Source organism: Stenotrophomonas sp. TWI169 (assembly GCF_039674705.1).
Lineage (GTDB): Bacteria > Pseudomonadota > Gammaproteobacteria > Xanthomonadales > Xanthomonadaceae > Stenotrophomonas > Stenotrophomonas maltophilia_P.
The window spans coordinates 20,694-42,448 of the sequence record NZ_JBDJOB010000022.1; the positions used below are offsets into that span (position 1 = coordinate 20,694).

General features: G+C 66.2%; 25 protein-coding genes. 12 read left to right on the forward strand and 13 right to left on the reverse strand.

The annotated features are described in order from the left end of the window. Positions 1–148 precede the first annotated feature (148 nt). Entirely contained in the window at positions 149–1,714 is a 1,566-nt protein-coding gene (locus tag ABE543_RS15425; protein WP_053516906.1) for an oligopeptide:H+ symporter, read from the forward strand. A 7-nt stretch (positions 1,715–1,721) separates the two neighbouring features. After that, a complete protein-coding gene (locus ABE543_RS15430; protein ID WP_053516907.1) occupies positions 1,722–2,348 on the forward strand; it encodes a rhomboid family intramembrane serine protease in 627 nt (208 codons plus the stop codon). Positions 2,349–2,403: 55 nt separating this feature from the next. On the opposite strand, the gene ABE543_RS15435 is transcribed toward ABE543_RS15430, so the two are convergent. After that, complete coding sequence (locus ABE543_RS15435; RefSeq protein ID WP_164972342.1) at positions 2,404–2,565, reverse strand: hypothetical protein; 162 nt, start codon at positions 2,563–2,565, stop codon at positions 2,404–2,406. A 209-nt stretch (positions 2,566–2,774) separates the two neighbouring features. Between ABE543_RS15435 and ABE543_RS15440 the strand changes: the two genes are divergently transcribed. The 3 genes from ABE543_RS15440 (at position 2,775) to cfa (ending at position 5,133) form a co-directional block, all read left to right on the forward strand. Then, positions 2,775–3,077, forward strand: coding sequence for a GNAT family N-acetyltransferase (locus ABE543_RS15440; RefSeq protein WP_053516908.1), 303 nt, complete (start codon positions 2,775–2,777; stop codon positions 3,075–3,077). Between the two features lie 63 nt (positions 3,078–3,140). Continuing rightward, a complete protein-coding gene (locus ABE543_RS15445) occupies positions 3,141–3,998 on the forward strand; it encodes a DUF3298 and DUF4163 domain-containing protein (protein ID WP_193396153.1) in 858 nt (285 codons plus the stop codon). Between the two features lie 19 nt (positions 3,999–4,017). Beyond that, positions 4,018–5,133 (forward strand): cyclopropane fatty acyl phospholipid synthase, encoded by a 1,116-nt coding sequence (gene cfa / locus ABE543_RS15450; RefSeq protein ID WP_065175474.1) that lies wholly within the window; start codon positions 4,018–4,020, stop codon positions 5,131–5,133. Positions 5,134–5,244: 111 nt separating this feature from the next. Here cfa and ABE543_RS15455 read toward each other — a convergent pair whose 3' ends face one another. Then, a complete protein-coding gene (locus ABE543_RS15455) occupies positions 5,245–7,413 on the reverse strand; it encodes a M3 family metallopeptidase (protein ID WP_053516910.1) in 2,169 nt (722 codons plus the stop codon). A 117-nt stretch (positions 7,414–7,530) separates the two neighbouring features. Between ABE543_RS15455 and ABE543_RS15460 the strand changes: the two genes are divergently transcribed. Then, positions 7,531–8,022, forward strand: a complete 492-nt coding sequence (locus ABE543_RS15460; RefSeq protein WP_346475866.1) for a glutathione peroxidase — start codon at positions 7,531–7,533, stop codon at positions 8,020–8,022. Between the two features lie 49 nt (positions 8,023–8,071). Here the strand turns inward: ABE543_RS15460 and ABE543_RS15465 are convergent, their stop codons facing one another. From ABE543_RS15465 to ABE543_RS15480, 4 genes are all read right to left on the reverse strand, one after another. After that, positions 8,072–8,851: a ferredoxin--NADP reductase gene (locus tag ABE543_RS15465; RefSeq protein ID WP_053516913.1), complete on the reverse strand. Its 780-nt coding sequence runs from the start codon at positions 8,849–8,851 to the stop codon at positions 8,072–8,074. Positions 8,852–8,930: 79 nt separating this feature from the next. Continuing rightward, positions 8,931–10,781: an ABC transporter ATP-binding protein gene (locus ABE543_RS15470; protein WP_346475867.1), complete on the reverse strand. Its 1,851-nt coding sequence runs from the start codon at positions 10,779–10,781 to the stop codon at positions 8,931–8,933. 120 nt (positions 10,782–10,901) lie between these two features. Continuing rightward, positions 10,902–11,351 (reverse strand): carboxymuconolactone decarboxylase family protein, encoded by a 450-nt coding sequence (locus ABE543_RS15475; protein ID WP_346475868.1) that lies wholly within the window; start codon positions 11,349–11,351, stop codon positions 10,902–10,904. 36 nt (positions 11,352–11,387) lie between these two features. Then, positions 11,388–12,284 carry an RNA polymerase sigma-70 factor gene (locus ABE543_RS15480; protein WP_053516916.1) on the reverse strand — a complete coding sequence of 299 codons (897 nt, stop codon included), beginning with the start codon at positions 12,282–12,284 and terminating at the stop codon, positions 11,388–11,390. Positions 12,285–12,410: 126 nt separating this feature from the next. Between ABE543_RS15480 and ABE543_RS15485 the strand changes: the two genes are divergently transcribed. The 3 genes from ABE543_RS15485 (at position 12,411) to ABE543_RS15495 (ending at position 15,071) form a co-directional block, all read left to right on the forward strand. Next, complete coding sequence (locus ABE543_RS15485) at positions 12,411–13,928, forward strand: fumarate hydratase (RefSeq protein WP_065181962.1); 1,518 nt, start codon at positions 12,411–12,413, stop codon at positions 13,926–13,928. Positions 13,929–14,036: 108 nt separating this feature from the next. Then, the gene (locus ABE543_RS15490) at positions 14,037–14,378 is read left to right on the forward strand and encodes a hypothetical protein (RefSeq protein ID WP_065181994.1); all 342 of its coding nucleotides are present in this window, start codon (positions 14,037–14,039) and stop codon (positions 14,376–14,378) included. A gap of 57 nt (positions 14,379–14,435) precedes the next feature. Next, a complete protein-coding gene (locus tag ABE543_RS15495; protein ID WP_065181963.1) occupies positions 14,436–15,071 on the forward strand; it encodes a glutathione S-transferase family protein in 636 nt (211 codons plus the stop codon). Between the two features lie 66 nt (positions 15,072–15,137). Here ABE543_RS15495 and arsC read toward each other — a convergent pair whose 3' ends face one another. The 3 genes from arsC to ABE543_RS15510 form a co-directional block, all read right to left on the reverse strand. Then, the gene (gene arsC, locus ABE543_RS15500) at positions 15,138–15,479 is read right to left on the reverse strand and encodes an arsenate reductase (glutaredoxin) (RefSeq protein ID WP_111187118.1); all 342 of its coding nucleotides are present in this window, start codon (positions 15,477–15,479) and stop codon (positions 15,138–15,140) included. Beyond that, positions 15,479–16,633, reverse strand: coding sequence for a phospholipase A (locus ABE543_RS15505; RefSeq protein WP_197600297.1), 1,155 nt, complete (start codon positions 16,631–16,633; stop codon positions 15,479–15,481). Before ABE543_RS15505 ends, arsC begins: the two co-directional genes overlap by 1 nt. Positions 16,634–16,753: 120 nt before the next feature. Further along, complete coding sequence (locus ABE543_RS15510) at positions 16,754–17,239, reverse strand: DUF456 domain-containing protein (RefSeq protein ID WP_193396158.1); 486 nt, start codon at positions 17,237–17,239, stop codon at positions 16,754–16,756. Positions 17,240–17,475: 236 nt separating this feature from the next. On the opposite strand from ABE543_RS15510, the gene ABE543_RS15515 reads away from it, so the two are divergent. Next, entirely contained in the window at positions 17,476–17,685 is a 210-nt protein-coding gene (locus ABE543_RS15515; protein WP_053516923.1) for a cold-shock protein, read from the forward strand. Between the two features lie 72 nt (positions 17,686–17,757). On the opposite strand, the gene ABE543_RS15520 is transcribed toward ABE543_RS15515, so the two are convergent. Then, positions 17,758–18,252, reverse strand: coding sequence for a glycine zipper 2TM domain-containing protein (locus ABE543_RS15520; RefSeq protein ID WP_053516924.1), 495 nt, complete (start codon positions 18,250–18,252; stop codon positions 17,758–17,760). Between the two features lie 136 nt (positions 18,253–18,388). Further along, positions 18,389–18,823 (reverse strand): hypothetical protein, encoded by a 435-nt coding sequence (locus tag ABE543_RS15525; protein WP_065175471.1) that lies wholly within the window; start codon positions 18,821–18,823, stop codon positions 18,389–18,391. A 79-nt stretch (positions 18,824–18,902) separates the two neighbouring features. Between ABE543_RS15525 and ABE543_RS15530 the strand changes: the two genes are divergently transcribed. Continuing rightward, positions 18,903–19,718 (forward strand): tRNA threonylcarbamoyladenosine dehydratase, encoded by an 816-nt coding sequence (locus tag ABE543_RS15530; RefSeq protein ID WP_346475869.1) that lies wholly within the window; start codon positions 18,903–18,905, stop codon positions 19,716–19,718. A 35-nt stretch (positions 19,719–19,753) separates the two neighbouring features. Here the strand turns inward: ABE543_RS15530 and ABE543_RS15535 are convergent, their stop codons facing one another. Continuing rightward, positions 19,754–20,527: a TatD family hydrolase gene (locus tag ABE543_RS15535; protein WP_065175469.1), complete on the reverse strand. Its 774-nt coding sequence runs from the start codon at positions 20,525–20,527 to the stop codon at positions 19,754–19,756. Next, positions 20,524–20,739: a DUF6116 family protein gene (locus ABE543_RS15540; RefSeq protein WP_053515346.1), complete on the reverse strand. Its 216-nt coding sequence runs from the start codon at positions 20,737–20,739 to the stop codon at positions 20,524–20,526. Before ABE543_RS15540 ends, ABE543_RS15535 begins: the two co-directional genes overlap by 4 nt. A 162-nt stretch (positions 20,740–20,901) precedes the next feature. On the opposite strand from ABE543_RS15540, the gene ABE543_RS15545 reads away from it, so the two are divergent. Next, on the forward strand, positions 20,902–21,744 hold the full coding sequence (locus ABE543_RS15545; protein ID WP_053515348.1) for a glycine zipper 2TM domain-containing protein: 843 nt from the start codon (positions 20,902–20,904) through the stop codon (positions 21,742–21,744). Positions 21,745–21,755 lie beyond the last annotated feature (11 nt).

The following is a 21,755-nucleotide window of genomic DNA, read 5'->3' on the forward strand; positions in this document are numbered from 1 at the left end:
TTTTGTCGTGCAGGTGCCGTGACTTCCGGCAGGGCACCGGCACCGCCTGCCATGGATCGGCGGCGCTGTCATGCAGCCCCGCAGCGTGCTTCCAGCCCGCAGGTTCCGGTAACCTTGCGGCTTTCGCTTTGCAGGAATGCCTTACAGGATGAGCCACGACGCAGTCGCCCCCATCGCCGGCCAGGGAAAGATGCCGCGCCAGATCCCGTACATCATCGGCAATGAGGCCTGCGAACGGTTCAGCTTCTACGGGATGCGCAACATCCTCGTGCAGTTCCTGATCACCTCGCTTCTGCTGCAGGAAATCACTGCGGAAGGCCGTGCCGGTGAAGCCAAGGACATCATGCACAGCTTCATGATCGGCGTGTACTTCTTCCCGCTGCTGGGCGGCTGGCTGGCCGACAGGTTCTTCGGCAAGTACCACACGATCCTCTGGTTCAGCCTGGTCTACTGCGCCGGCCACCTGTGCCTGGCGCTGTTCGAGAACAGCCGCCAGGGCTTCTTCCTCGGCCTGGGCCTGATCGCGCTGGGTGCCGGTGGCATCAAGCCGCTGGTGGCCTCGTTCATGGGTGACCAGTTCGACCAGAGCAACAAGCACCTGGCCAAGCTGGTGTTCGATGCCTTCTACTGGATCATCAACTTCGGCTCGCTGTTTGCGTCGCTGCTGATTCCGCTGGTGCTGAAGAACTGGGGCCCGCAGTGGGCGTTCGGCATTCCGGGCATCCTGATGTTCGTGGCGACCTTCGTGTTCTGGCTTGGCCGCAAGCGCTACGTACTGGTGCCGCTGCCGCCGAAGGACCCGCATTCGTTCGCCAACGTGGCGCGCACGGCGCTGACCGCGCGGGTGGCGGGCCAGGGCCGTCCGGGCCTGGCGATCGCCGTGGCCGGCCTGGTGCTGGCGGTGGCATCGTTCGGCCTGGTCGGCTCGTTGGGCATCGTGATCTGCCTGTGCCTTGCGCTGGTGGCGATTCTGGCTGGTGTCGGTGGCGGCACCTGGCTGCAGCTGGACCGCGCCCGCGCGCACCATCCGGCCGAAGCCGTGGAGGGCGTGCGTTCGGTGCTGCGCGTGCTGGTGATCTTCGCGTTGACCACGCCGTTCTTCTCGCTGTTTGACCAGAAGGCCTCGACCTGGGTGCTGCAGGGACAGCAGATGCAGATGCCGAGCTGGTTCACCGCCTCGCAGATGCAGGCGCTGAACCCGCTGCTGGTGATGATCCTCATCCCGTTCAACAACCTGGTGCTGTACCCGGCCCTGCGCCGCTTCGGCTTCGAGCCGACCGCGCTGCGCCGGATGACCGCCGGCATCGCCTTCAGCGGCCTGGCCTGGATCGTCGTCGGCAGCATCCAGGTGGTGATGGATGGCGGCAATGCCATGTCGATCTTCTGGCAGATCCTGCCGTACGCGCTGCTGACCTTCGGTGAGGTCCTGGTGTCCGCGACCGGCCTGGAGTTCGCCTACAGCCAGGCGCCCCAGGCGATGAAGGGGGTGGTGATGAGCTTCTGGAACCTGACCACCACCATCGGCAACCTGTGGGTGCTGCTGTCCAATGCGGCCGTACGCAACGAAACGGTGACCCACCAGATCGCAGGCACCGGCTTGAGCGAGGCGGCCTTCCTGATGTTCTTCTTCGCCGGCTTCGCCTTCATCGCGGCGTTGGCCTTCGGTTGGTACGCGAAACGCTATCGTATGGTCGACAACTACCGCGCTGCCTGAGCCTGACATGACCCCCGTCAATCTGCTGTTGATCGCCATCACCGCCATCCTGTCATGGAGGGCGTTCAACCACCGCGCGCTGGCCGACCGCCTGATCCTGTGGCCACCGGCCATCGACCGCCACCGCCAGTACGACCGGTTGGTGACCTATGGATTCATCCACGCGGACTGGTCGCACCTGATCTTCAACATGATCACCCTGTTCTTCTTCGGGGGATTCATCGAGAGCGTGATGGTGCAGCTGACCGGCAGCTACCTGACCTATCCGGCGTTCTACATCGGCGCGCTGGTGGTCTCGATCCTGCCGAGCTACCTGAAGAACCAGAAGAATCCGAACTACCTCAGCCTGGGGGCTTCGGGTGCGGTGTCGGCGGTGCTGTTCGCCTTCATCCTGATCAAGCCGTGGTCGATCATCCTGGTGTTCTTCATCCCCGCACCGGCCATCGTGTACGCCGCGTTCTATGTCGGCTACAGCATCTGGATGGACAAGCGCGGCGGCGACCGCATCAACCACAGCGCGCACCTGGCCGGCGCGGCATTCGGCGTGATCTTCATGCTGGCCATGCAGCCGAGCATCTTCACCCACTTCCTGCGCGAACTGTCCAACCCGACCTTCCGCCTGGGCGGCGGTTGAGGGCCTGGGGTCGGATCCGCTGGATCCGACCCCGGGGCAGGGCCCCCGCTCGTGGTCAGGCCCGGGTCTGCTGGCCGTAGGTGTCCAGCAGGCGGGCGAAGACTTCCTCGCCGATACGCTGGAAGGCCTGCTCGTCGGTCTGGCCTTCCACGGCGAGCTGGAGCAGGCCCTCCAGCAGGGCGCGGTCGGTATCGGAATGGGAATCGCTGGGGTGCATCGGGGGCCTCCACGGCAGTCGCACGGTCTACGGTCGCAAGGGCCGTGCCAGCGTGGCCGGACCCCTCCGCAGGCGATAGCGGCCGCGGGCGCTCCAGCTTTAGGGTCGCAAACTGACGTGGAGGGCCTGGACTTGCCCCTGTTCAGGCTTCACGCGATCATGGCGCCCGGCTGCGCACCATCCACGCAGTCGCCGCAGGAGACAGTCCCATGGCTTCGGTCACGCCCCCCGGTCTGGCCTACGAGGTCGATCACGACCAGGCCAACCATCGCTTCACTGCCCGTGTGCGTGGACAGGTGGCGGTGCTCGATTACCAGATCAAGCGCAGACGCATGGTCATCACCCACACCGAGGTGCCCGAGCCGATCGCCGGCCGGGGCATCGCCGGCGAGTTGACCCGGGTGGCGCTGCGGTTCGCGCGGGAGCAGAAGTACAAGGTCGTGCCGGCGTGTGCCTACGCCGAGGCATTCCTGCAGCGGCATGAGGAGTATCACGACCTTCTGGCGGGATGACGCCAGCGGGCTACGCTTAAGCCAGGGCGGGCGATGATGGATGAACATGAACAGGGGATCCCGATGAAGATTGGAAACAACCGGCTGCTGCGCGGAAGCGTGCTGGCCGGTGTGGCAGGCGTGCTGTTGCTGGCGGGCTGCCAGCGTGAAGCCGAAACCCCGGCACCGGTGGCCGACGCGGCGCCGGCGGTCGATGCCTCCGCCACGGGCGAGGCGCCCGCTGCGGAAGCACCGCTCGACCTGCGCGACGTGATCGAGAACAACGAACGCGAGGTGGTGGGCATCAGCTATCCGGCAGGCATCGACCGTTATCCGGGCCTGGCGCGTGCGCTGCAGGACTACGCCACCACGGCCCGCAGCGAGCTGCAGCAGGCGCTCGATGGGCTGGGCAATGACAAGCCGACCATGCCCTACGAACTCTCGCTGAGCTTCGAGAAGGTGCTGGAGACGCCGCAGCTGGTGGTGGTGAGTGCCGATGGCAGCCGTTACACCGGCGGCGCCCACGGCGAACCCCTGGTGGCACGTTTCGTCTGGCTGCCGGAGCAACAGCAGATGCTCAGCGCCGACAAGCTGGTGACCGACAGCAAGGGCTGGAAGGCGATCAGCGATTTCGTCGCGGACCAGCTGCGCGAGCGCGTGGCGACACGCCTCAGCGGCGAGGACATGGAGCCGGCCGAGCTGCAGGAGTCGCTGCGCAATGCATCGCGCATGATCGCCGATGGCACCGGCCCGCAGCCCGACAATTTCAGCCAGTTCCAGCCGCTGACCGACGACAAGGGGCAGATCACCGCGCTGCGCTTTGTTTTCCCGCCCTACCAGGTGGGTCCATACTCGGATGGAACGCAGACCGCCGATGTGCCGGCGGCGGTGCTGTTGCCGCACGTGGCCAAGGATTACGTGGAGCTGTTCGCACGCGGTTGAGCGCAGACGAGGAGGGGGCGTGGATACAGGGTTGCAGGAGCGGGTCAGCGGCCTGCTCCACGAAGCCGGGGTCCGCATTGGCGGCTCCCGGCCACAGGACATCCAGGTACATGATCCGAGGTTCTTCGCACGGGTCATGGCGCACGGTTCGCTCGGCCTGGGCGAGAGCTACATGGATGGTTGGTGGGACGCCAACGTCCTGGACGAATTCCTGGTCCACCTCATGCAGGCGCATCTGGACGAACGGGTGCACGGCTGGCGGGAAGTGGCCGACGCGCTGAAGGCGCGCCTGTTCAACCTGCAGGCCGGGCAGGGAAGCTACGAAGTCGGCCGTCGCCACTACGATCTGGGCAACGATCTGTACCAGGCGATGCTGGGTCGGCGCCTGGTGTACAGCTGTGGCTACTGGCGGCAGGCCGATGACCTGGACGCTGCACAGGAAGCCAAACTGGACCTGGTCTGCCGCAAGCTGGGATTGCGCCCGGGCCAGCGGGTGCTGGATATCGGCTGCGGTTGGGGTGAGGCCCTGAAGTTCGCTGCCGAACGCTATGGAGTCAGCGGGGTCGGTGTAACGATCTCGCAGGAGCAGGCGGAATTCGCGCGCGAGCTGTGCGCCGGTCTGCCGATCGAGATCCGCCTGCAGGACTACCGCGCGCTGGACGAACCCTTCGATGCGATCTTCTCGATCGGCATGTTCGAGCACGTCGGTGACAAGAACTACCGCAGTTTCTTCGAGGTGGCGCGGCGCTGCCTGTCGCCACGTGGCCTGCTGCTGCTGCACAGCATCGGGACCAACGTGTCGCGGCATCGTACCGATCCGTGGATCGCGCGCTACATCTTTCCCAACTCGATGCTGCCCTCGGCGGCGCAGATCAGCAGGGCGTTCGAGGGGCGGTTCGTGCTGGAGGACTGGCACAATTTCGGCACCGACTACGACCTGACCCTGCAGGCGTGGCGGCGCAACGTGGAGGCGGCCTGGCCACGGCTGGATGCGCGCTATGACGAGCATTTCCGGCGGATGTGGCGCTTCTATCTGGCCGGTTCGATGGCGACCTTCCGTTGCCGGCACGCGCAGTTGTGGCAGCTGGTGCTGTCGCCGGAAGGTGTGCCGGGAGGCTATGTGGCGCCGCGATGAAGCCAGAGCGGGGTCAGATCCCTTTCGCAGAAAAGGGCTCTGACCCCAATCACAACGAAAAAACCGCCCGGTTTCCCGGGCGGTTCTGTTTTCAGCTCAGCGTACCGGCGATCAGTTGCCGGTGCCGGTCAGGCCACGCTTCTCCAGCAGCGGTTCGATCTGCGGCTCGTGGCCGGCGAAATCGCGGAACAGCTGCATCGCGTCGACGCTGCCGCCACGCGACAGCAAGGTGGCGCGGAAGTGGTCGCCGTTCTTGCGGCTCAGGCCACCGTTCTCGCGGAACCACTTCTGGGTGTTGGCGTCCAGCACTTCCGACCAGATGTAGGCGTAGTAGCCGGCCGAGTAGCCGCCCATGATGTGGCTGAAGTACGGGGTCTTGTAACGCGGCGGAACCGGTGCGTAGTAGATGCCGTCCTTCTCCAGCGCGGCGCGCTCGAAGGCCATCACGTCCTTGGCGGCCGGCACCTGGTCCGGGCCGATCTGGTGCCAGCGCTGGTCCAGCATGGCCGCACCCAGGTACTCGGTGGTGGCGAAGCCCTGGTTGAACTTGGCCGCAGCGATCACCTTGTCCAGCAGTGCCTGCGGCATCGCCGTGCCGTTCTGGTAGTGCTTGGCGTAGTTCTTCAGGATGGCGCTGTCATCGGCCCACATCTCGTTGACCTGCGAGGGGAACTCGACGAAGTCACGCGGCACCGAGGTGCCCGAGAAGTACGGGTACTTCACGTTCGAGAACATGCCGTGCAGGGCGTGGCCGAATTCGTGGAAGGTGGTCGTCACCTCATCCCAGGTCAGCAGGGTCGGCTGGCCGGCCGGCGGCTTGGGGATGTTGAGGTGGTTGGCCACCACCGGCTTGAAGCCGGTCAGCTTCGACTGCGAGACATACGAGTTCATCCATGCCCCGCCGCGCTTGGAGGCACGGGCGTACGGGTCGAACAGGAAAATCGCCAGCTGGCTGCCGTCGGCGTCGAACACGTCGTAGACGGTGACATCATCGTGATAGACCGGCAGGTCGGTGCGCTGCTTGAAGGTGAGGCCGAATTCCTGGTTGGCGGCGAAGAACACGCCGTTCTCCAGCACGTTCTTCAGTTCGAAGTACGGCTTCAGCTGCGACTCGTCGAAGTTGTACTTGGCCTGGCGCACCTTCTCGCTGTAGAAGGCCCAGTCCCACGGCTCCAGCGCGAACGTCGGCTTGCCCGCGGCCTTCTGCTCCTGGTCGATCATTGCCTGCAGGTCGGCCGCTTCGCGCTTGGCGTTGGCCACTGCGGCCGGGGCCAGCTTGCCCAGCATCGCGTTGACCGCCTCAGGGGTCTTGGCGGTCTGGTTGGTCAGGTTGTACGCAGCGAAGTTGGCAAAACCCATCAGCTTGGCCTTGTCGGCACGCAGCTGCATGATGCGCGAGACGATGGCGGTGTTGTCGAACTCGCCGCCGCGGCTGCCACGGCTGACCGATGCTTCGTAGATCTTCTGGCGCAGGGCGCGGTTGGCCAGGTTGGTCAGGGGCGGCTGGCCGGTGGTGTTGAGCAGGGTGATCACATACTTGCCATCCAGGCCACGGGCCTTGGCGGCTTCGGCGGCGGCGGCGATCTGCTCCCTGGACAGACCATCCAGTTCCTTCACGTCATCGACGGTGATCGCCGAAGCGTTCACTTCTGACTGCACGTTCTGGCTGAAGCGGGTACCGAGGTTGGCCAGCTCGGCGTTCATTTCCTTCAGCTTCGCCTTGTCCGCGTCAGACAGCTTGGCGCCGGCGCGCACGTAGTTGTCATAGTACTTCTCGACCAGGCGCACGCCTTCGGCGTCCAGACCCAGCTGCGTGCGGGTGTCATACAACGCCTGGATGCGCGCGAACAGCTTGCTGTTCAGGGCGATCGCATCGCTGTGCGCGGCGAACCTGGCCGAGTAGTCGGCCTGCAGCTTCTTGCGGGTGTCGTTGGTGTCCGCGCCGACCAGGGCGAAGAACACGGTGGTCGCGCGGTCAAGGATGTCACCGCTCTTTTCCAGGGCGATGATGGTGTTGTCGAAGGTCGGCTTGGCCTTGTTGTTGGCGATGGCCTCGATTTCCTTCAGCTGCTGCGCCATGCCGGCGTCGAAGGCCGGAGCGAAGTCGCTGTCCTTGATCTTGTCGAACTGCGGATAGTGCAGTGCCAGCGGGCTTTCGGCGAAGAACGGGTTGGCCTGCTGTGCGGTGGTGCTGGCAGCCGGGGTGGCGGCGCCGGCGGAATAGGCGGGCAGGGCAAGGCCGAGGGTCATGGCCACGGCAAGGGCAAGGCGGGTGGTCAAGGCGGTACTCCGGTAAGGCAGACAAGTGCCCGAGGTTAACCCGGGGTAATGGGATCGGGCTTGTGTCGAAAGGCATGGGCGGGGATACCATCGGAACCCCCATTGCGGAGATCTGCCATGACCACTGCGTTCGATTTCGGTTTCACCGACCTGGACGGCCAGCCGCAGGCCCTGGAGCAGTACCGCGGCAAGGCGCTGCTGCTGGTCAACGTGGCCAGCAAGTGCGGTTTCACCCCGCAGTACGAGGGACTGGAGGCGCTGTGGCGCGAGTACGGCCCGAAGGGCCTGGTGGTGATCGGCTTCCCCTGCGACCAGTTCGGCCACCAGGAACCGGGCAATGCCGAGGAGATCCGCAGCTTCTGTGCGCTGACCTATGCAGTGGACTTCCCGCTGTCGGAGAAGATCCAGGTCAACGGCGACGGTGCACACCCGCTGTGGAAGTGGCTGAAGTCCGAGAAGACCGGCCTGCTGGGGCTGAGCGCGATCAAATGGAACTTCAGCAAGTTCCTGGTCGGACGCGACGGGCAGGTGCTGAAACGCTACGCGCCGACCGACAAGCCGGAAAGCGTTCGCGGGGACATCGAGAAAGCGTTGCAGTCCCGGCAGTAAGGGCTGCCGCCTCCCGCGGCAGCGCCGGACGCAGGCCCGGCGCTACGGGTCACTTCTCGACGAAGGCGCGCTCGAACACGTAGTGACCCGGCTGGCCGATGCGCGGGGAGACCTGGAAGCCACGGGCGTCGAGCACCGTGCGCAGGTCGGCCAGCATCTGCGGGCTGCCGCAGATCATCGCGCGGTCATTCTCCGGGCTCAGTTCCGGCAGGCCCAGGGTGCGCTGCATTTCCCCGCTTTCCATCAGCGAGGTCAGGCGCCCCTGGTTGGCGAACGGTTCGCGGGTGACGGCCGGGTAGTACAACAGCTTGTCGCCGATCATCTCGCCGAGGAACTCGTGCTCACGCAGGTCCTTCTCGAAATAGTCGCGGTACGCCAGGTCCTTCTCGTAGCGCACGCCGTGGCACAGGATCACCTTCTCGAAACGCTCGTAGGTCTCCGGGTCCTTGATGATCGACAGCCAGGGCGCCAGGCCGGTGCCCGTGCCCAGCAGGTACAGGTTCCTGCCGGGATGCAGATCGCTGATCAGCAGGGTGCCGGTGGGCTTCTTGCCTACCAGAACCTTGTCGCCGGGCTTGATGTGCTGCAGGCGCGAGGTCAGGGGGCCGTCCTGCACCTTGATGCTGAAGAACTCCAGCTGCTCTTCCCAGTTCGCGCTGGCGATGGAGTAGGCGCGCAGCAGCGGCCGGGCGTCGGTTTCCAGGCCGATCATCACGAACTGGCCGTTCTCGAAGCGGAAACCGCTGTCGCGGGTGAGGGTGAAGCTGAAGTAGGCATCGGTCCAGTGGCGGACCTCAAGCACCGTTTCGGCGCCGAAAGCGGAAGACATGGGCGTATCTGTTGGAAGTCGTCGGGGTAATTCTATCTCAAATGAGACAGGTTCTCATTAGGCGGAACGAGAGGCGTTCTCAGCGGTAGCCGGCGGCCTGCAGCTCGAACAGCTCGGCGTAGCGGCCGCCCTGGGCCATCAGCTGCTCGTGGGTGCCGCTGGCCTCGATCCGGCCATCGGCCAGCACCAGGATGCGGTCGGCCATGCGCACCGACGAGAAGCGATGGGAGATGAGTACGGCAGTGCGATTGTCCGCCAGTTCCCTGAACCGCTGGAATACCTCGAACTCGCTGCGCGCATCCAGCGCTGCGGTCGGCTCGTCCAGGATCATCACCTGCGCATTGCGCATCCACGCGCGGGCGATGGCGATCTTCTGCCACTGCCCGCCGGAGAGGTCCACGCCCTCCTTGAAGCGACGCCCGATCAGCTGGTCGTAGCCGCGTGGCAGCGACTCGATCACTTCCTGGGCCATGCCCCGGCGCGCGGCATCGGCAACCCGTTCCCGGTCCGCCATCGCCTCGACCTGGCCAACGCCGATGTTCTCGCCGGCGCTCAGGTTGTAGCGCACGAAGTCCTGGAAGATCACCCCGAGATTGGCGCGCAGGTCATCCAGGTCATAGTCGCGCAGGTCCCGGCCGTCGAGCAGGATGCGCCCCTCGTCGGGCTCGTACAGCCGTGCCAGCAGTTTGACCAGTGTGGTCTTGCCGGCACCGTTCTCGCCGACCAGTGCCAGCACTTCGCCGGCATGCAGCTGGAAATCGAGGTGGCGGACGGCCCATTGCTCGGCATCGGGATAGCGGAAGCCGACGTTCTCGAACACGAAGCCCTGGCGGATGGGTTGCGGCACGGCTGCGGCGCCCTCGCGCGAATGGATCTCCGGCTGGATCTGGAAAAACGAGAACAGATCGTCCAGGTACAAGGCCTGGCTGGCCACCTGCGAGAAGCCGATCAGCAGGCCCTCCAGCAGCTGGCGCAGGCGCAGGAAGCTGCCGGCGAGGAAGGTCAGGTCGCCGATCGAGAAATCGCCGCGCACCGTGCGCCAGGCGATGTAGGCGTAGGCGGTGTAATAACCCAGCGTGCCCAGCGCGGCCAGCAGGGTGCCCCACAAGGCACGGCGCCGGGCCAGCGCGCGGTTGGCCTTGAACAGCGCTACCGACAGGCTCCTGTAACGCTCCACCAGGAAGCGGTGCAGGTTGTAGATCTTCACTTCCTTGGCCGTCTCCACGCTGGCGCCGAGCTGGCGCAGGTAGTCGAGCTGGCGGCGCTCGGGCGTCCATTGGAAATTCAGGCTGTAGCCGGCGGCGTTGAAGTGCGATTCGCCGATGAAGGCAGGCACCAGGGCCAGCGCCAGCAGCAGGATCAGCCACGGCGCGTAGACCAGCAGGCCCACCGCCAGGCTGACCACCGTGATGGCGTCCTGCACCTGGCCGAACAGCTGGCTCATCAGGTTCATCCGGCCCATCGTCTGGCGTCGTGCGCGGTCCAGCTTGTCCTGCAGGTCCGGATCCTCGAAGTCCTCCAGATCCAGCGTTGCGGCGTGCTCCATCAGCCGGATGCTGGTGGCGTTGGCGAACAGCTCCGACAGCAGGGCATCGGCGTAGGCCACCATCCGGCCCAGCAGGTCGGAGACGATGGCCAGGCCCAGTTCCAGGGCCAGCAACCCGAGCAGCGGATTGAGCAGGCCGCTGGCCAGGGCCTCGCCCAGCGGCGGAAAGCCGGCGTCGTGCCGGCTCAGCTGCAGCGCGCTGTCGATGATCAGCTTGCCCACATACAGCATGGCGACAGGCAGCAGGGCACGGATCAGGCGCAGTCCCAGGCTGACCAGGGTCAGTGCGGGGCTGGTCTTCCACACCAGCCGCAGGAACGGTGGCACGTTGCGCATCGCATTGAAGCGCTGGCGCAGGCTGGGTTTCTTTTCGGTTGAAGGCATGTCGCCATTGTGCGCGCCGGAGCCGTGGCGAAGGCATGAATGCGACGCCCGCAGGGAGCGTGCGCGTCAGCGCGCCACCGGTGCGGAGCCGCGCTGCGCGAGGCCCCGCATTCTTGTGGATCAGGGCAGCGGCGGCAGCAGGCCGGCGCCGAGGCGGTTCCAGGCGTTGATCACCGCGATGCCCATGCTCAGGTCGCTGATGCCCTTCTCATCGAAGTGCGGTGCCAGCGCATCGAACGCTGCCTGCGATGGCGCGGCGTCGGTGAGCCGGGTCAGGGCCTCGGCCCAGCCCAGCGCAGCGCGCTCACGCGCATCGAAGAAGCGGCTTTCGTGCCAGGCGGGCAGGGTGTCCAGCTTGCGCGGCTCGATGCCACTCTTGCGCAGCGCCGTCCCGTGCATGTCCATGCAGTAGCTGCAGCCGTTGAGCTGCGACACGCGCAGGAACACCAGTTCCATCAGGGTCGGATCGATCGAACTGTCATGCACTGCCTGGCTGGTATCGAGCAGGCCCTTGAAAGCCTTGGCGGCCAAGCGGGTATAGGGAACGCGGGGTGAGGCGGGGTTGGACATCGTGGGCTCCACGGCGGCCCCGATGGCCGCCTTCCCTTACCAGGACGCCGCCGCGTCTGCGTGCGTGACAACCGCGGGCAGTTTTTCCGGATTGAGCACGCTGTACAGGCGCGCGATGCGGCCATCGATCACCTCGATGGTGGTGACCGAATGCAGGCGATCGCCGTCGAAGCCCAGGATCGCCGGCTCGCCGTTGACGTAGCCCAGCCGGGCCGGGTGCGTGCCGCCGCGGCGGGCAATGGCCCAGAACAGGCGGCCGATGCGTTCGGCACCCCGCAGCGGGCGCACCGCTGCGGTGACCACGCCGCCTCCATCGGAGACCATCAGGGCGTTGGCATGCAGCAGGGCCTGGATCGCCTCGCTGTCGCCACGCTGCGACGCATCCATGAAGCGTGCCAGCAACTGCCGGTGCTGGCCGGCGTCGGCATTGAATCGCGGCCGGCCGGCCTGCAGCCGCTGCCGGGCCCGGTGCACCAGTTGCCGGCAGTTGGCCTCGCTGTGGCCGATCAGGTCGGCGATCTCGCGATAGTCGTGGTCGAACGCTTCCTTCAGCAGGAACGCGGCGCGTTCCTCCGGGCCGAGCTGTTCAAGCAGGGTCAGGAAGGCCACCGATACATCATCGGCCAGGGCATGCAACTGGGCCGGGCCGGGCGCCGGGTCCGGCTCCAGGGTTACCGCCATCGGTTCAGCCAGCCACGGGCCCACGTAATGCGCGCGCTCGCGCTTGGCCGCACGCAGACGGTCCAGTCCCAGGCGCGTGGTGGTGGTGACCAGCCATGCCTCGGCATCTCGGACGCTGGCCGGGTCGGCGCCGGACCAGCGCAGCCAGGCGTCCTGGACGACGTCCTCGGCGTCGGCGCGGCTGCCCAGCAGGCGGTAGGCGAGGGCCATCAGGCGCGGACGGTGGGTCTGGAAGGCGGTTTCGGCGTTCATGCGGGCAAGGACGCCGCAGCGGGCAGGCGCGTGACAAGGGATCTGACCCCACAGACTCTACCCGCAGCCGGGGAGGGGGTAAAATGGGCGGATTACCCCCGCCAGCCTCGAGCAAGCGAGCAAGCCGTGACATCGATCAAGCAGGAAGACCTCATCCAGTCCATCGCCGACGCGCTGCAGTACATCTCGTACTACCACCCGGTCGACTACATCAAGAATCTCGCCGCTGCCTACGAGCGCGAGGAGTCGCCGGCCGCGAAGGAGGCGATGGCCCAGATCCTGATCAATTCGCGGATGTGCGCCGAAGGCCATCGTCCGATCTGCCAGGACACCGGCATCGTCACCGTGTTCCTGGAAATCGGCATGGATGTGCGCTGGGACGACGCCACCATGGGCGTGGAAGACATGGCCAATGAAGGCGTGCGCCGGGCCTATCTGCATCCGGACAACAAGCTGCGTGCTTCGGTGCTGGCGGATCCGGCCGGCAAGCGCATCAACACGAAGGACAACACCCCGGGCGTGGTCAACGTCAAGGTCGTGCCGGGCAACAAGGTGGATGTGATCGTGGCCGCAAAGGGTGGCGGTTCGGAAGCCAAGACCAAGTTCGCCATGCTCAATCCGTCCGACTCCATCGTCGACTGGGTGCTCAAGACCGTGCCGACCATGGGGGCCGGCTGGTGCCCGCCGGGCATGCTGGGCATCGGCATCGGCGGCACCGCGGAGAAGGCCATGCTGCTGGCCAAGGAAGCGCTGATGGAGCCGATCGACATCACCGAGCTGCAGGCCCGTGGAGCGTCCAACCGGATCGAAGAGCTGCGCCTGGAGCTGTACGAGAAGGTCAATGCGCTGGGCATCGGCGCCCAGGGCCTGGGTGGCCTGACCACGGTGCTGGACATCAAGATCAACGATTACCCGACCCACGCGGCCAACCTGCCGGTGGCGATGATCCCGAACTGCGCCGCGACCCGCCACGCGCACTTCACCCTGGATGGCAGCGGTCCGGTGATGCTGGATCCGCCGTCGCTGGAGGACTGGCCGAAGCTGACCTACGACGCCTCCAAGGGCACCCGGGTGGACCTGGATACGATCACCCCGGAGGAGGTGGCCAGCTGGAAGCCGGGCCAGACGCTTCTGCTCAACGGCAAGCTGCTGACCGGCCGCGACGCCGCGCACAAGCGCATGGTTGACATGCTCAACAAGGGCGAGGAACTGCCGGTCGATCTGAAGGGACGCTTCATCTACTACGTCGGCCCGGTTGATCCGGTGCGCGATGAAGTGGTCGGTCCGGCCGGCCCGACCACGGCAACGCGCATGGACAAGTTCACCCGCCAGGTGCTGGAACAGACCGGTCTGCTGGGCATGGTCGGCAAGGCCGAGCGCGGCCCGGCTGCGATCGAGGCGATCCGTGACAACAAGTCGGCGTACCTGATGGCGGTCGGTGGCTCGGCCTACCTGGTGTCCAAGGCGATCAAGGCGGCCAAGGTGGTCGGGTTCGCCGATCTCGGCATGGAAGCGATCTACGAGTTCACCGTGCAGGACATGCCGGTGACGGTGGCGGTCGACTCCACCGGTGAATCGGTGCACAAGACCGGCCCGCGCGAATGGCAGGCCCGCATCGGCAAGATTCCGGTGGTGGTGGAGTAAGCGCGGCACACGCTTGGTGGCAAACGGCGCCTGTTGGCGCCGTTTGTCGTTTAACGAGCCGGCACGGAACATCTGCTAGTTTCCATGCGACTCGAACCGGGAACGTTCATGCCGCTGTTACGGAACTTCGCGCTTGCCGGGCTGTTCGCACTGGTCGGCTGCAGCAGCACCTCCTCCTCGTATGAAGGAGCGGATTTCAGCGCATCGGCGCAATGCCGCATGCAGTGCCAGGCCAGCCATCGCAGCTGCATGGCGCAGGCGGACAGCCTGGGCAGTCGGCAGAGCAGCTGCGAACAGCAGATGGCTCCGGCTGCCGACAAGCGCTGCAAGGACATCGCCAATGCCGATCTGCGCCGCTCGTGCGAACTGAAGGCGCATGACTGCACGCTGCGGCAGCCGATGATGAGCTGCGGCGAACGTCGCGACACCTGCATGAGCAGCTGCGGTTGAGCAGTGGCCGCCGGGCGGGCGCATAATCGCTGGCTCCACCCGCAACGGATCCCGCGCATGAGCACCACCCTGTATGGTTCGTCGAGTACCGCTTCGCTGGTCGTGCACTGGCTGCTGATCGAACTGGGCATCGAGCACGAACTGGTGCTGCTGGATTTCGACAGGCGCGAGCACAAGGCGGCGGACTACCTGGCGTTGAATCCGGCCGGGAGGGTGCCGACCCTGAGGATCGATGGCCTGCTGTTGACCGAGGCAGCGGCCATCGCGCTATACCTGGCCGACCGCCATCCCGAAGCGGGGTTGCTGCCGGCCGTGGGCACGCCCGCGCGGGGCGAGGCCTATCGCTGGATGTTCTGGTGCGCCAACACCCTGCAGCCTGCCTATCGTGCATGGTTCTATCCGCACGAAGCGGCGGGCGAGGCCTGCGTGGAGGCAACGCGTGCGATGGCCCGGCAGCAGCTGGAGGCGGCCTGGCAGCATGTGGCGGCGCACCTGCAGGCGCACGGGCCTTACCTGCTGGGCGACGCGCCCAGCGTGGTCGATTTCATGCTGGTGATGCTGATGCGCTGGTCGCGCAACATGCCCCGGCCCACTGACACCTGGCCGGTGCTGAAGGCGCACGCAACCGCGCTTAAAGCGCGCCCCGCCTTCGCGGAAGTCTATCGACGCGAAGGCATCAGCGACTGGCGGTGATCGCCGGCGTTGAGCCGAGCGCGTGCCGCCGGGCATGGCCCGGCGCTGCCGGGTGGTGCGTCCGGGCTACAGGATCTCCAGCACCGTTTCCGGCGGGCGGCACAGGCGCGTGCCCTTGGCCGTGCGCACCACGGGCCGGTTGATCAGGCGCGGGTGCGTCGCCATCGCCGCCAGCAGGGTCGCCTCATCGGCCCCGGCCAGCGCCAGACCGGCAAACTCCGGTTCCTTGCTGCGCACCAGGTCGGCGGCGGCCAGCCCGGATTCGGCAAGCAGCTGGCGCAGGGTCGCCACGTCGGGCGGTGCCTGCAGGTACTCGATCACCTCCGGCTCGATGCCGGCGTCGCGGATGAGCTTCAGTGCGCCGCGCGAATTGCTGCACGCCGGGTTGTGCCAGATCGTCACGCCCATCAGAACCATTCCAGCAGCGACACGCCCACGCCCACGTAGGTGGCCTTGTGGTTGTAGTCGATCAGGCTTTCGCCGTATCCGTCGAAGACCTGGATGTGGCCGCGCAGCAGGTTGCTGATCGGGAAACCGTAGTCGAGCTGCAGGGCGCCATGCGAACGGTCGCCGGTACGCAGCGAATGGCGCGCCATCAGGGACACTTCGTGGCCATTGCGGTTCCAGATCAGGGTCGCGTCGCCGCGGCCCATGTAATCCTCGATGTCCGGGTTGTTGTCATCGCTGCGCGTTTCGGGAATGCGGTACCAGGGCCGCAGCACCAGCGCCCAGTTCTCGCGGTCCAGCCCGACGTTGAGCATCACCCGGTTCCAGCTGCGCGAAAGGGGATCGGCGCGGCCGTTGGACTGATGGTTGAGGCTGATGCCGGTCATGCGTCCGCGCCAGCCACCAATGGAGTAGCCGTTGCGGAACACCATCATCACTTCCGGCTCGTAATTGGTCTCGCGGAACGGGCGCGAATTCTCGGCGTTGTAGGCCTGCCAGCGCGAGCTCTGGGTATAGCCGGCCCAGATGTCGCCGTTGTCGCCGAACAGGTTCTCGGCGATCTTGGTCTTGAAGCTGATCTGGAACTTCAGCTCGGCACTATCCAGCGCCTGCGGCTCGGTCACGCTGTTGGCCGGATTCGGCGACTGCGGCATCTGGTTCTTGTCGCTGGTCCAGAACGCCGGCAGCAGGTACACCGGCTTGTAGGCCCGCAGCTGGAACGGTCCCAGCTTGGAGTCTTCCGCCAGCTCCCAGCGGCTGTCCAGCAGGGAACCGCGGCCTGCATTGGCCAGGGCGCTGTCGTCCGGGGCGGGGCGCAGCACATCGCTGACCCGCGCCCGCAGGTTCTCTTCGCCCTGGCTCAGGCGGGCGGCGCGACGCTGTTCGCGCAGCGCCTGCGCGGCCTGCTGCGCGGCGGCATCGGCTTCGGCAGTGGCCGGAGCGTTACGGCCGAACAGGCGGTCGTAGCACGACAGTCGGGCGGCGTCGGTTTCAATGGCCGCGCAACCGGCCGGCGTGGTGGTCGTGGCAGGCGCGATTTCCTGCGCGGCCAGCGGCCCGCTGGCCAGGGCAAGCGCCAACGGCGCCAGACGGGGGAACAACGGCGGGAGGGTCATTGCAGCAGGCCCTTCGGGATGACTACGGGAAGACGCACAGTGTGGCGGCTGCCCGCAGCAACGGCCAGCCCCATGGAGTTATGCCCGGCGCAGGTGTGCGCGTGGCGTGAAGATCGTTCGTTACAGGAACCAGGCGAACGCGAACAGGCCCAGCATCGCGATGACCATCGCCAGTTTCAGCGCCAGGCCCAGCAGGATGCCCAGCCAGGTGGCGAGTCCAACCTTGGTCGAGCGGCCCAGCTCGCGCGTGTGCCAGTACTCGCCCAGCAGAGCGCCGATCAGCGGGCCGGCGAACAGGCCGATGGGCATGAAGAACAGACCGGCGATGCTGCCGATGAAGGTGCCCCACAGCGCCTTGCGGCTGGCCCCGACACGCTGGGCCCCGACCACCGTGGCCAGCACATCGGCCAGCAGTGAAAGCAGGGTCAGCACGCCCAGTACCAGCAGGGTCGGCCAGCCGACATGGGTGAAGCCGTCGGCCCACGCCGCCAGCAGCAGGCCGACGAACACCAGCGGGATGCCGGGAAGTGCCGGCAGGACGATGCCGGCTATACCAACCAGGACAAAAATGACCGCTAGCAGATACAAGATGAATGAGAGGCCCATGCTGTCCCGTATGGTTGTCTTTTTGGGGTTGACAGTGAAAGATTTTGCCAGTTGCTTTTTCGTTTTGGCCGGGTTAAGTTGCAGTCGCTGAGCTTGGCAAGGTCACCGTGGATCGTGGCCTGATGAAGCAAGATCTTCCCGATCCGCTGCATCGATGCACCTCGCTTCCCCCTTGCTTGTCAGCCGCCCACAAGGCGTTTCCAACAACAAGAGAGAGTCATCAGGGAGTTAGTGAGATGTCCGAACGCGAGAACGGTACTGTCAAGTGGTTCAACGATGCAAAGGGCTTCGGCTTCATCAGCCGTGAAAACGGCGAAGACGTGTTCGTGCACTTCCGCGCCATCCAGACCCAGGGCTTCAAGAGCCTGAAGGAAGGCCAGAAGGTCACCTTCACCGTCGTGCAGGGCCAGAAGGGCCTGCAGGCCGACGCCGTGCAGCCGATCTGACCGGTCTGCAGCCGTCACATGAAAAAGGCCCGCGCAAGCGGGCCTTTTTCTTTGTCCGGGGCCGGCAGCGGATCAGCGCAGGATCACCCGGCCGTTGACCACGCGAACGTAGGTGTTTTCGCGGATGCCGCCCAGATCACGCTGGTTGACGACGATGGTGCGTCCGTCATCCATGCGCACGCTGATGTCATACGTATCGCTGGTCACGTTCTTCTGGATCTGGTTGCCGGCCAGCGCGCCACCCACGGCACCCGCCGCTGCGGCGATGTTCTTGTTGCCGCGGCTGCCGCCGGTGTGGTCGGAGATCTCATGGCCGGCAACCGCACCCACAATGCCGCCGAGGATCGCGCCGGTCGCGCTGGGCGCAGTGCGGCCGGACTGCACGGTGTTGATGCGGGTGACGATGCCGCAGTCGGCGCAACGGCCCTGGTTGTAGCCGGAGTTGTTGCCGTAGCCGCCGTTGTTGTACCCATTGTTGTAGCCGCCGCCGCCGTAACCCGGCGAGGTGGCGCAGCCGGCCAGGGCGAGGGTGGCGATGGCACTGGCGGCGATGAGCTGGATCTTCATGGGGCGTCTCCTGGCCGTGAAGGCGGATGTGTTGGGTGGTACTGCGTCATGCAGCAGGGTGCGCGAATCGTCTCCTTTCCAACGTGAACAAGACGCCAATCAACGCCGCCATGACCGGCTGCGGGATGAACGCTGTTCAACGGAAATCCTGATGGCAGGCGCGGCAGTCCGCCTGCAGCGTCTGCACCACCTGGGCCAGCGCGGTGCAGTCTGCCGGTGGCGTCGCCAGGGCGGCATTGAGGCCGGCGCGGTACTGGCTGGCATGCTGCTGGAACTGCGCGCTGTCCTTCAGGCCGGGGAAGGCCAGGTCCAGGTCGTTGGAGAGCAGGCGCAGCGTCTGCAGGCGCGGCACGCTGTCGGCCAGGCTGCAGCGGTTCTGCTGTTGAGCCTGCTGCAGCAACTGGGATTGCCGCTGCATCACCTGCATCAGGCTGTCCGGGAAGGGGTCACGGCGGGCCTGCAGGGCGCGGCCGACCATCACCGTGGCGATCAGGCCGATCAGCAGACCCAGCGCGAGCACGAACAGGTAGCGATAGGCGGAAGACGGCGGGCGAGGGGGGCTGGCGTTCATGGCGGGCTCTCCGGGTGTGCAACGGTAGGTTCGACCCGGCGTGCTGTGGACGCCGGCCGCTGCACGTTAAAATAGACCGATGAACGAACAGGTCAAACAACGCTTCGCCGGCATCGAACGGCTGTATGGCGTGGGTGCGCTCGAGCGCCTGCAGGGCAGCCGCGTAGTGGTGGTCGGCATGGGCGGGGTCGGCTCGTGGGTGGTCGAGGCGCTGGCGCGCTCGGCGGTCGGCCATCTCACCCTGATCGATGCGGACGACATCTGCGTGTCCAACACCAACCGGCAGCTGCCGGCGCTGGAGGGCAATTACGGGCGCAACAAGGCCGAAGCCATGGCCGAGCGCTGCCGGGCGATCAACCCGGAACTCGATGTCGACGCGGTGCAGGCGTTCCTGACCACCGCCAACATGGCGGAACTGCTTGATCGTCGCTTCGATCTGGTGATCGATGCCTGCGACAGCTTCCGGGTCAAGGTGGAGACCATCGCCTGGTGCCGCCGCCGCAAGCTGCCACTGCTGACGGTCGGCGCCGCGGGTGGCCGCACCGATCCGACCCTGGTACGCATCCGCGATGTCTCGCGCACCGAGCACGACGCGATGCTGGCGCTGATCCGCAAGAAGCTGCGCAGCGAGTTCAACTTCCCCAAGAACGCCAAGCGTTACTTCGGCGTGCCGGCGGTGTACTCGCTGGAGAACGTGAAGTATCCGCAGGCCGATGGCAGTGTCTGCGGCCTCCGTCCCAACCTGGGGGCGGACGCTGCGCTCAAGCTTGATTGCGGCGCAGGGCTGGGGGCAGCCACCCATATCACCGGTGCCTTCGCCTTTGCCGCCGTCGGCAAGGCGCTGGAAATGCTGCTGGAGCCGAAGAGGGTCAAGTCCGAATCCGTTGAGGCTTGACCGGTAGCGCCGGGCCATGCCCGGCGAAACGGCGATCAGGCGGCCGGCAGCGCGAACAGCCGCCGCGCGTTGTCGGTCGTGGTCCTCGCTACCGTCTCCAGGTCGGTCTGCCGCAACGCCGCGACGTGGCGCGCGATGATCGAGAGGCGTGCCGGCTCATTGCGCTGCCCACGGATGGCCGCGTCGGGCTGATCGGGCGCGTCCGTTTCCAGCAGCAGCTGCTCCAGCGGCATCTCCCGGACCAGCCGTTGCAGGCGCTGTGCCCGTTCGTAGGTCAGGGGGCCGCCCAGACCCAGCAGGAAGCCCTGCCGATGCAGCTGTGCCGCCTGCTCCGGGCTGCCGGAGAAACTGTGCACCACGCCGCGCAGGCCACCGATGCGGCGGATCGCTGCGATCACCGCATCTACGGCCCGACGCGCATGCACGATCACCGGCAGGTCGAAGTCGCGCGCCAAGCGCAGCTGGCCGGTGAAATAGGTCTGCTGCGCCTCCGCATCCAGGCCTTCCACGAAATAATCCAGGCCGCATTCGCCGATCGCCCGCGGACGCTCACGCTCGATCCATTCCCGCAGCAGCGGAAGGTGCCCGGCACGATGCTCGGCAAGAAACATCGGATGCAGCCCGTACGCGGGGTACAGGCCGGGTGCCTGCTGGCAGACCTCGCGCAGCTTCGGCCAGCTGGCGGCGGTGACGGCCGGCACGACCTGGAACTGCACCCCGGCCGCGCGCGCGCGCTCGATCACGGCGGCACGGTCGGGGTCGAACTCGCCTGCATCGAGATGGCAATGGCTGTCGACCAGCACGCTCAGCGCTGCTCCAGCGGTGGCGGCGTGCGGGTGCCGCGGCTCTTCCAGTTGGCCAGCAGCAGTGTGCCCAGGCCCAGCACCAGCTCATCGACGAAGGGAAGCGGATCGGGAATGAACAGGGTCAGCGCGAACAGCCCTGCCGTGAGCTTGAACAGCGTGGGGTAGCGCAGCCGGCGCGCCCATTGCAGTACCGGCAGCAGCATCGGGTTGGCCATGGCGGGATCCTCCTGGTGAATATGCGAACGCTACCACGGGCCCAGCATTTCCCGATGCTGAATGGGTTACGGCGACGAGCAGGAAATGTGGAGATTCCGTTCAGGGAGGCCGTGCTGCAATCTGTGCCGAGAACGTTGCGGACGGTCCGCAAGGAGCAGGTCATGAAAAGCACAACTACAACTGTCCTGGTCGCAGCGGGCGCGCTGCTGGTGGGTGGTATCGCCACGGCCGCCTTCATGAAGAGCGGCAACCCTTCGCCGGATTCCATCAGCGCCGGCGCCCCCAACGGCGAATCGCGCCTGGCCGATGGCAGCGGCACCGACGATGGTGCGCGTGGCAACCAGCTCGATGCCACCGCGCCGCGCGGCCTGGAGTATGCCGATGTGCTGAAGGTCGACCCGATCACCGAAAAGCAGAAGGCGTACGCCACGGTCATCGGCACCGACGCGGTGCGCGAGACCTCCACCACCCAGACGCCGCACGAGGTCTGCCAGGATGTGGTCGTGCAGGAACGCCTGCCCGAGCGTGATGGCAACGTCGGTGGCACCGTCGCCGGCGCGGTGATCGGTGGCCTGCTGGGTAATCAGGTTGGCGGCGGCAATGGCAGGAAGGCGGCGACCGCAGCCGGTGCCGTGGCCGGCGGCCTGATCGGCAACCAGGTGGACAAGCGCCATGTCGGTGGCCGTGTGGTCAACCGCACCGAGCGCCAGTGCCACACCGAGACCGCCACCTCCGAGTCGAGCCGTGTCACCGGCTACAACGTCACCTATCGCAACGAGGACGGCACCACCGGCACCATGCGCATGGCCAGCAAGCCCGGCAACCGCATCGCCATGGGAACCAACGACGTGGTCAAGGGTTACAACGTGACCTACCGCTATGATGGTGCCGAGAAGACCGTGCGCATGGACAACAAGCCAGCCAGCGATCGCCTGCCGGTGGTCGATGGCCAGCTGGTCACGCAGACAGCGGCAGCCGGCGCCACGGCACCGACCCGCCAGTAATCCTGCCGCTG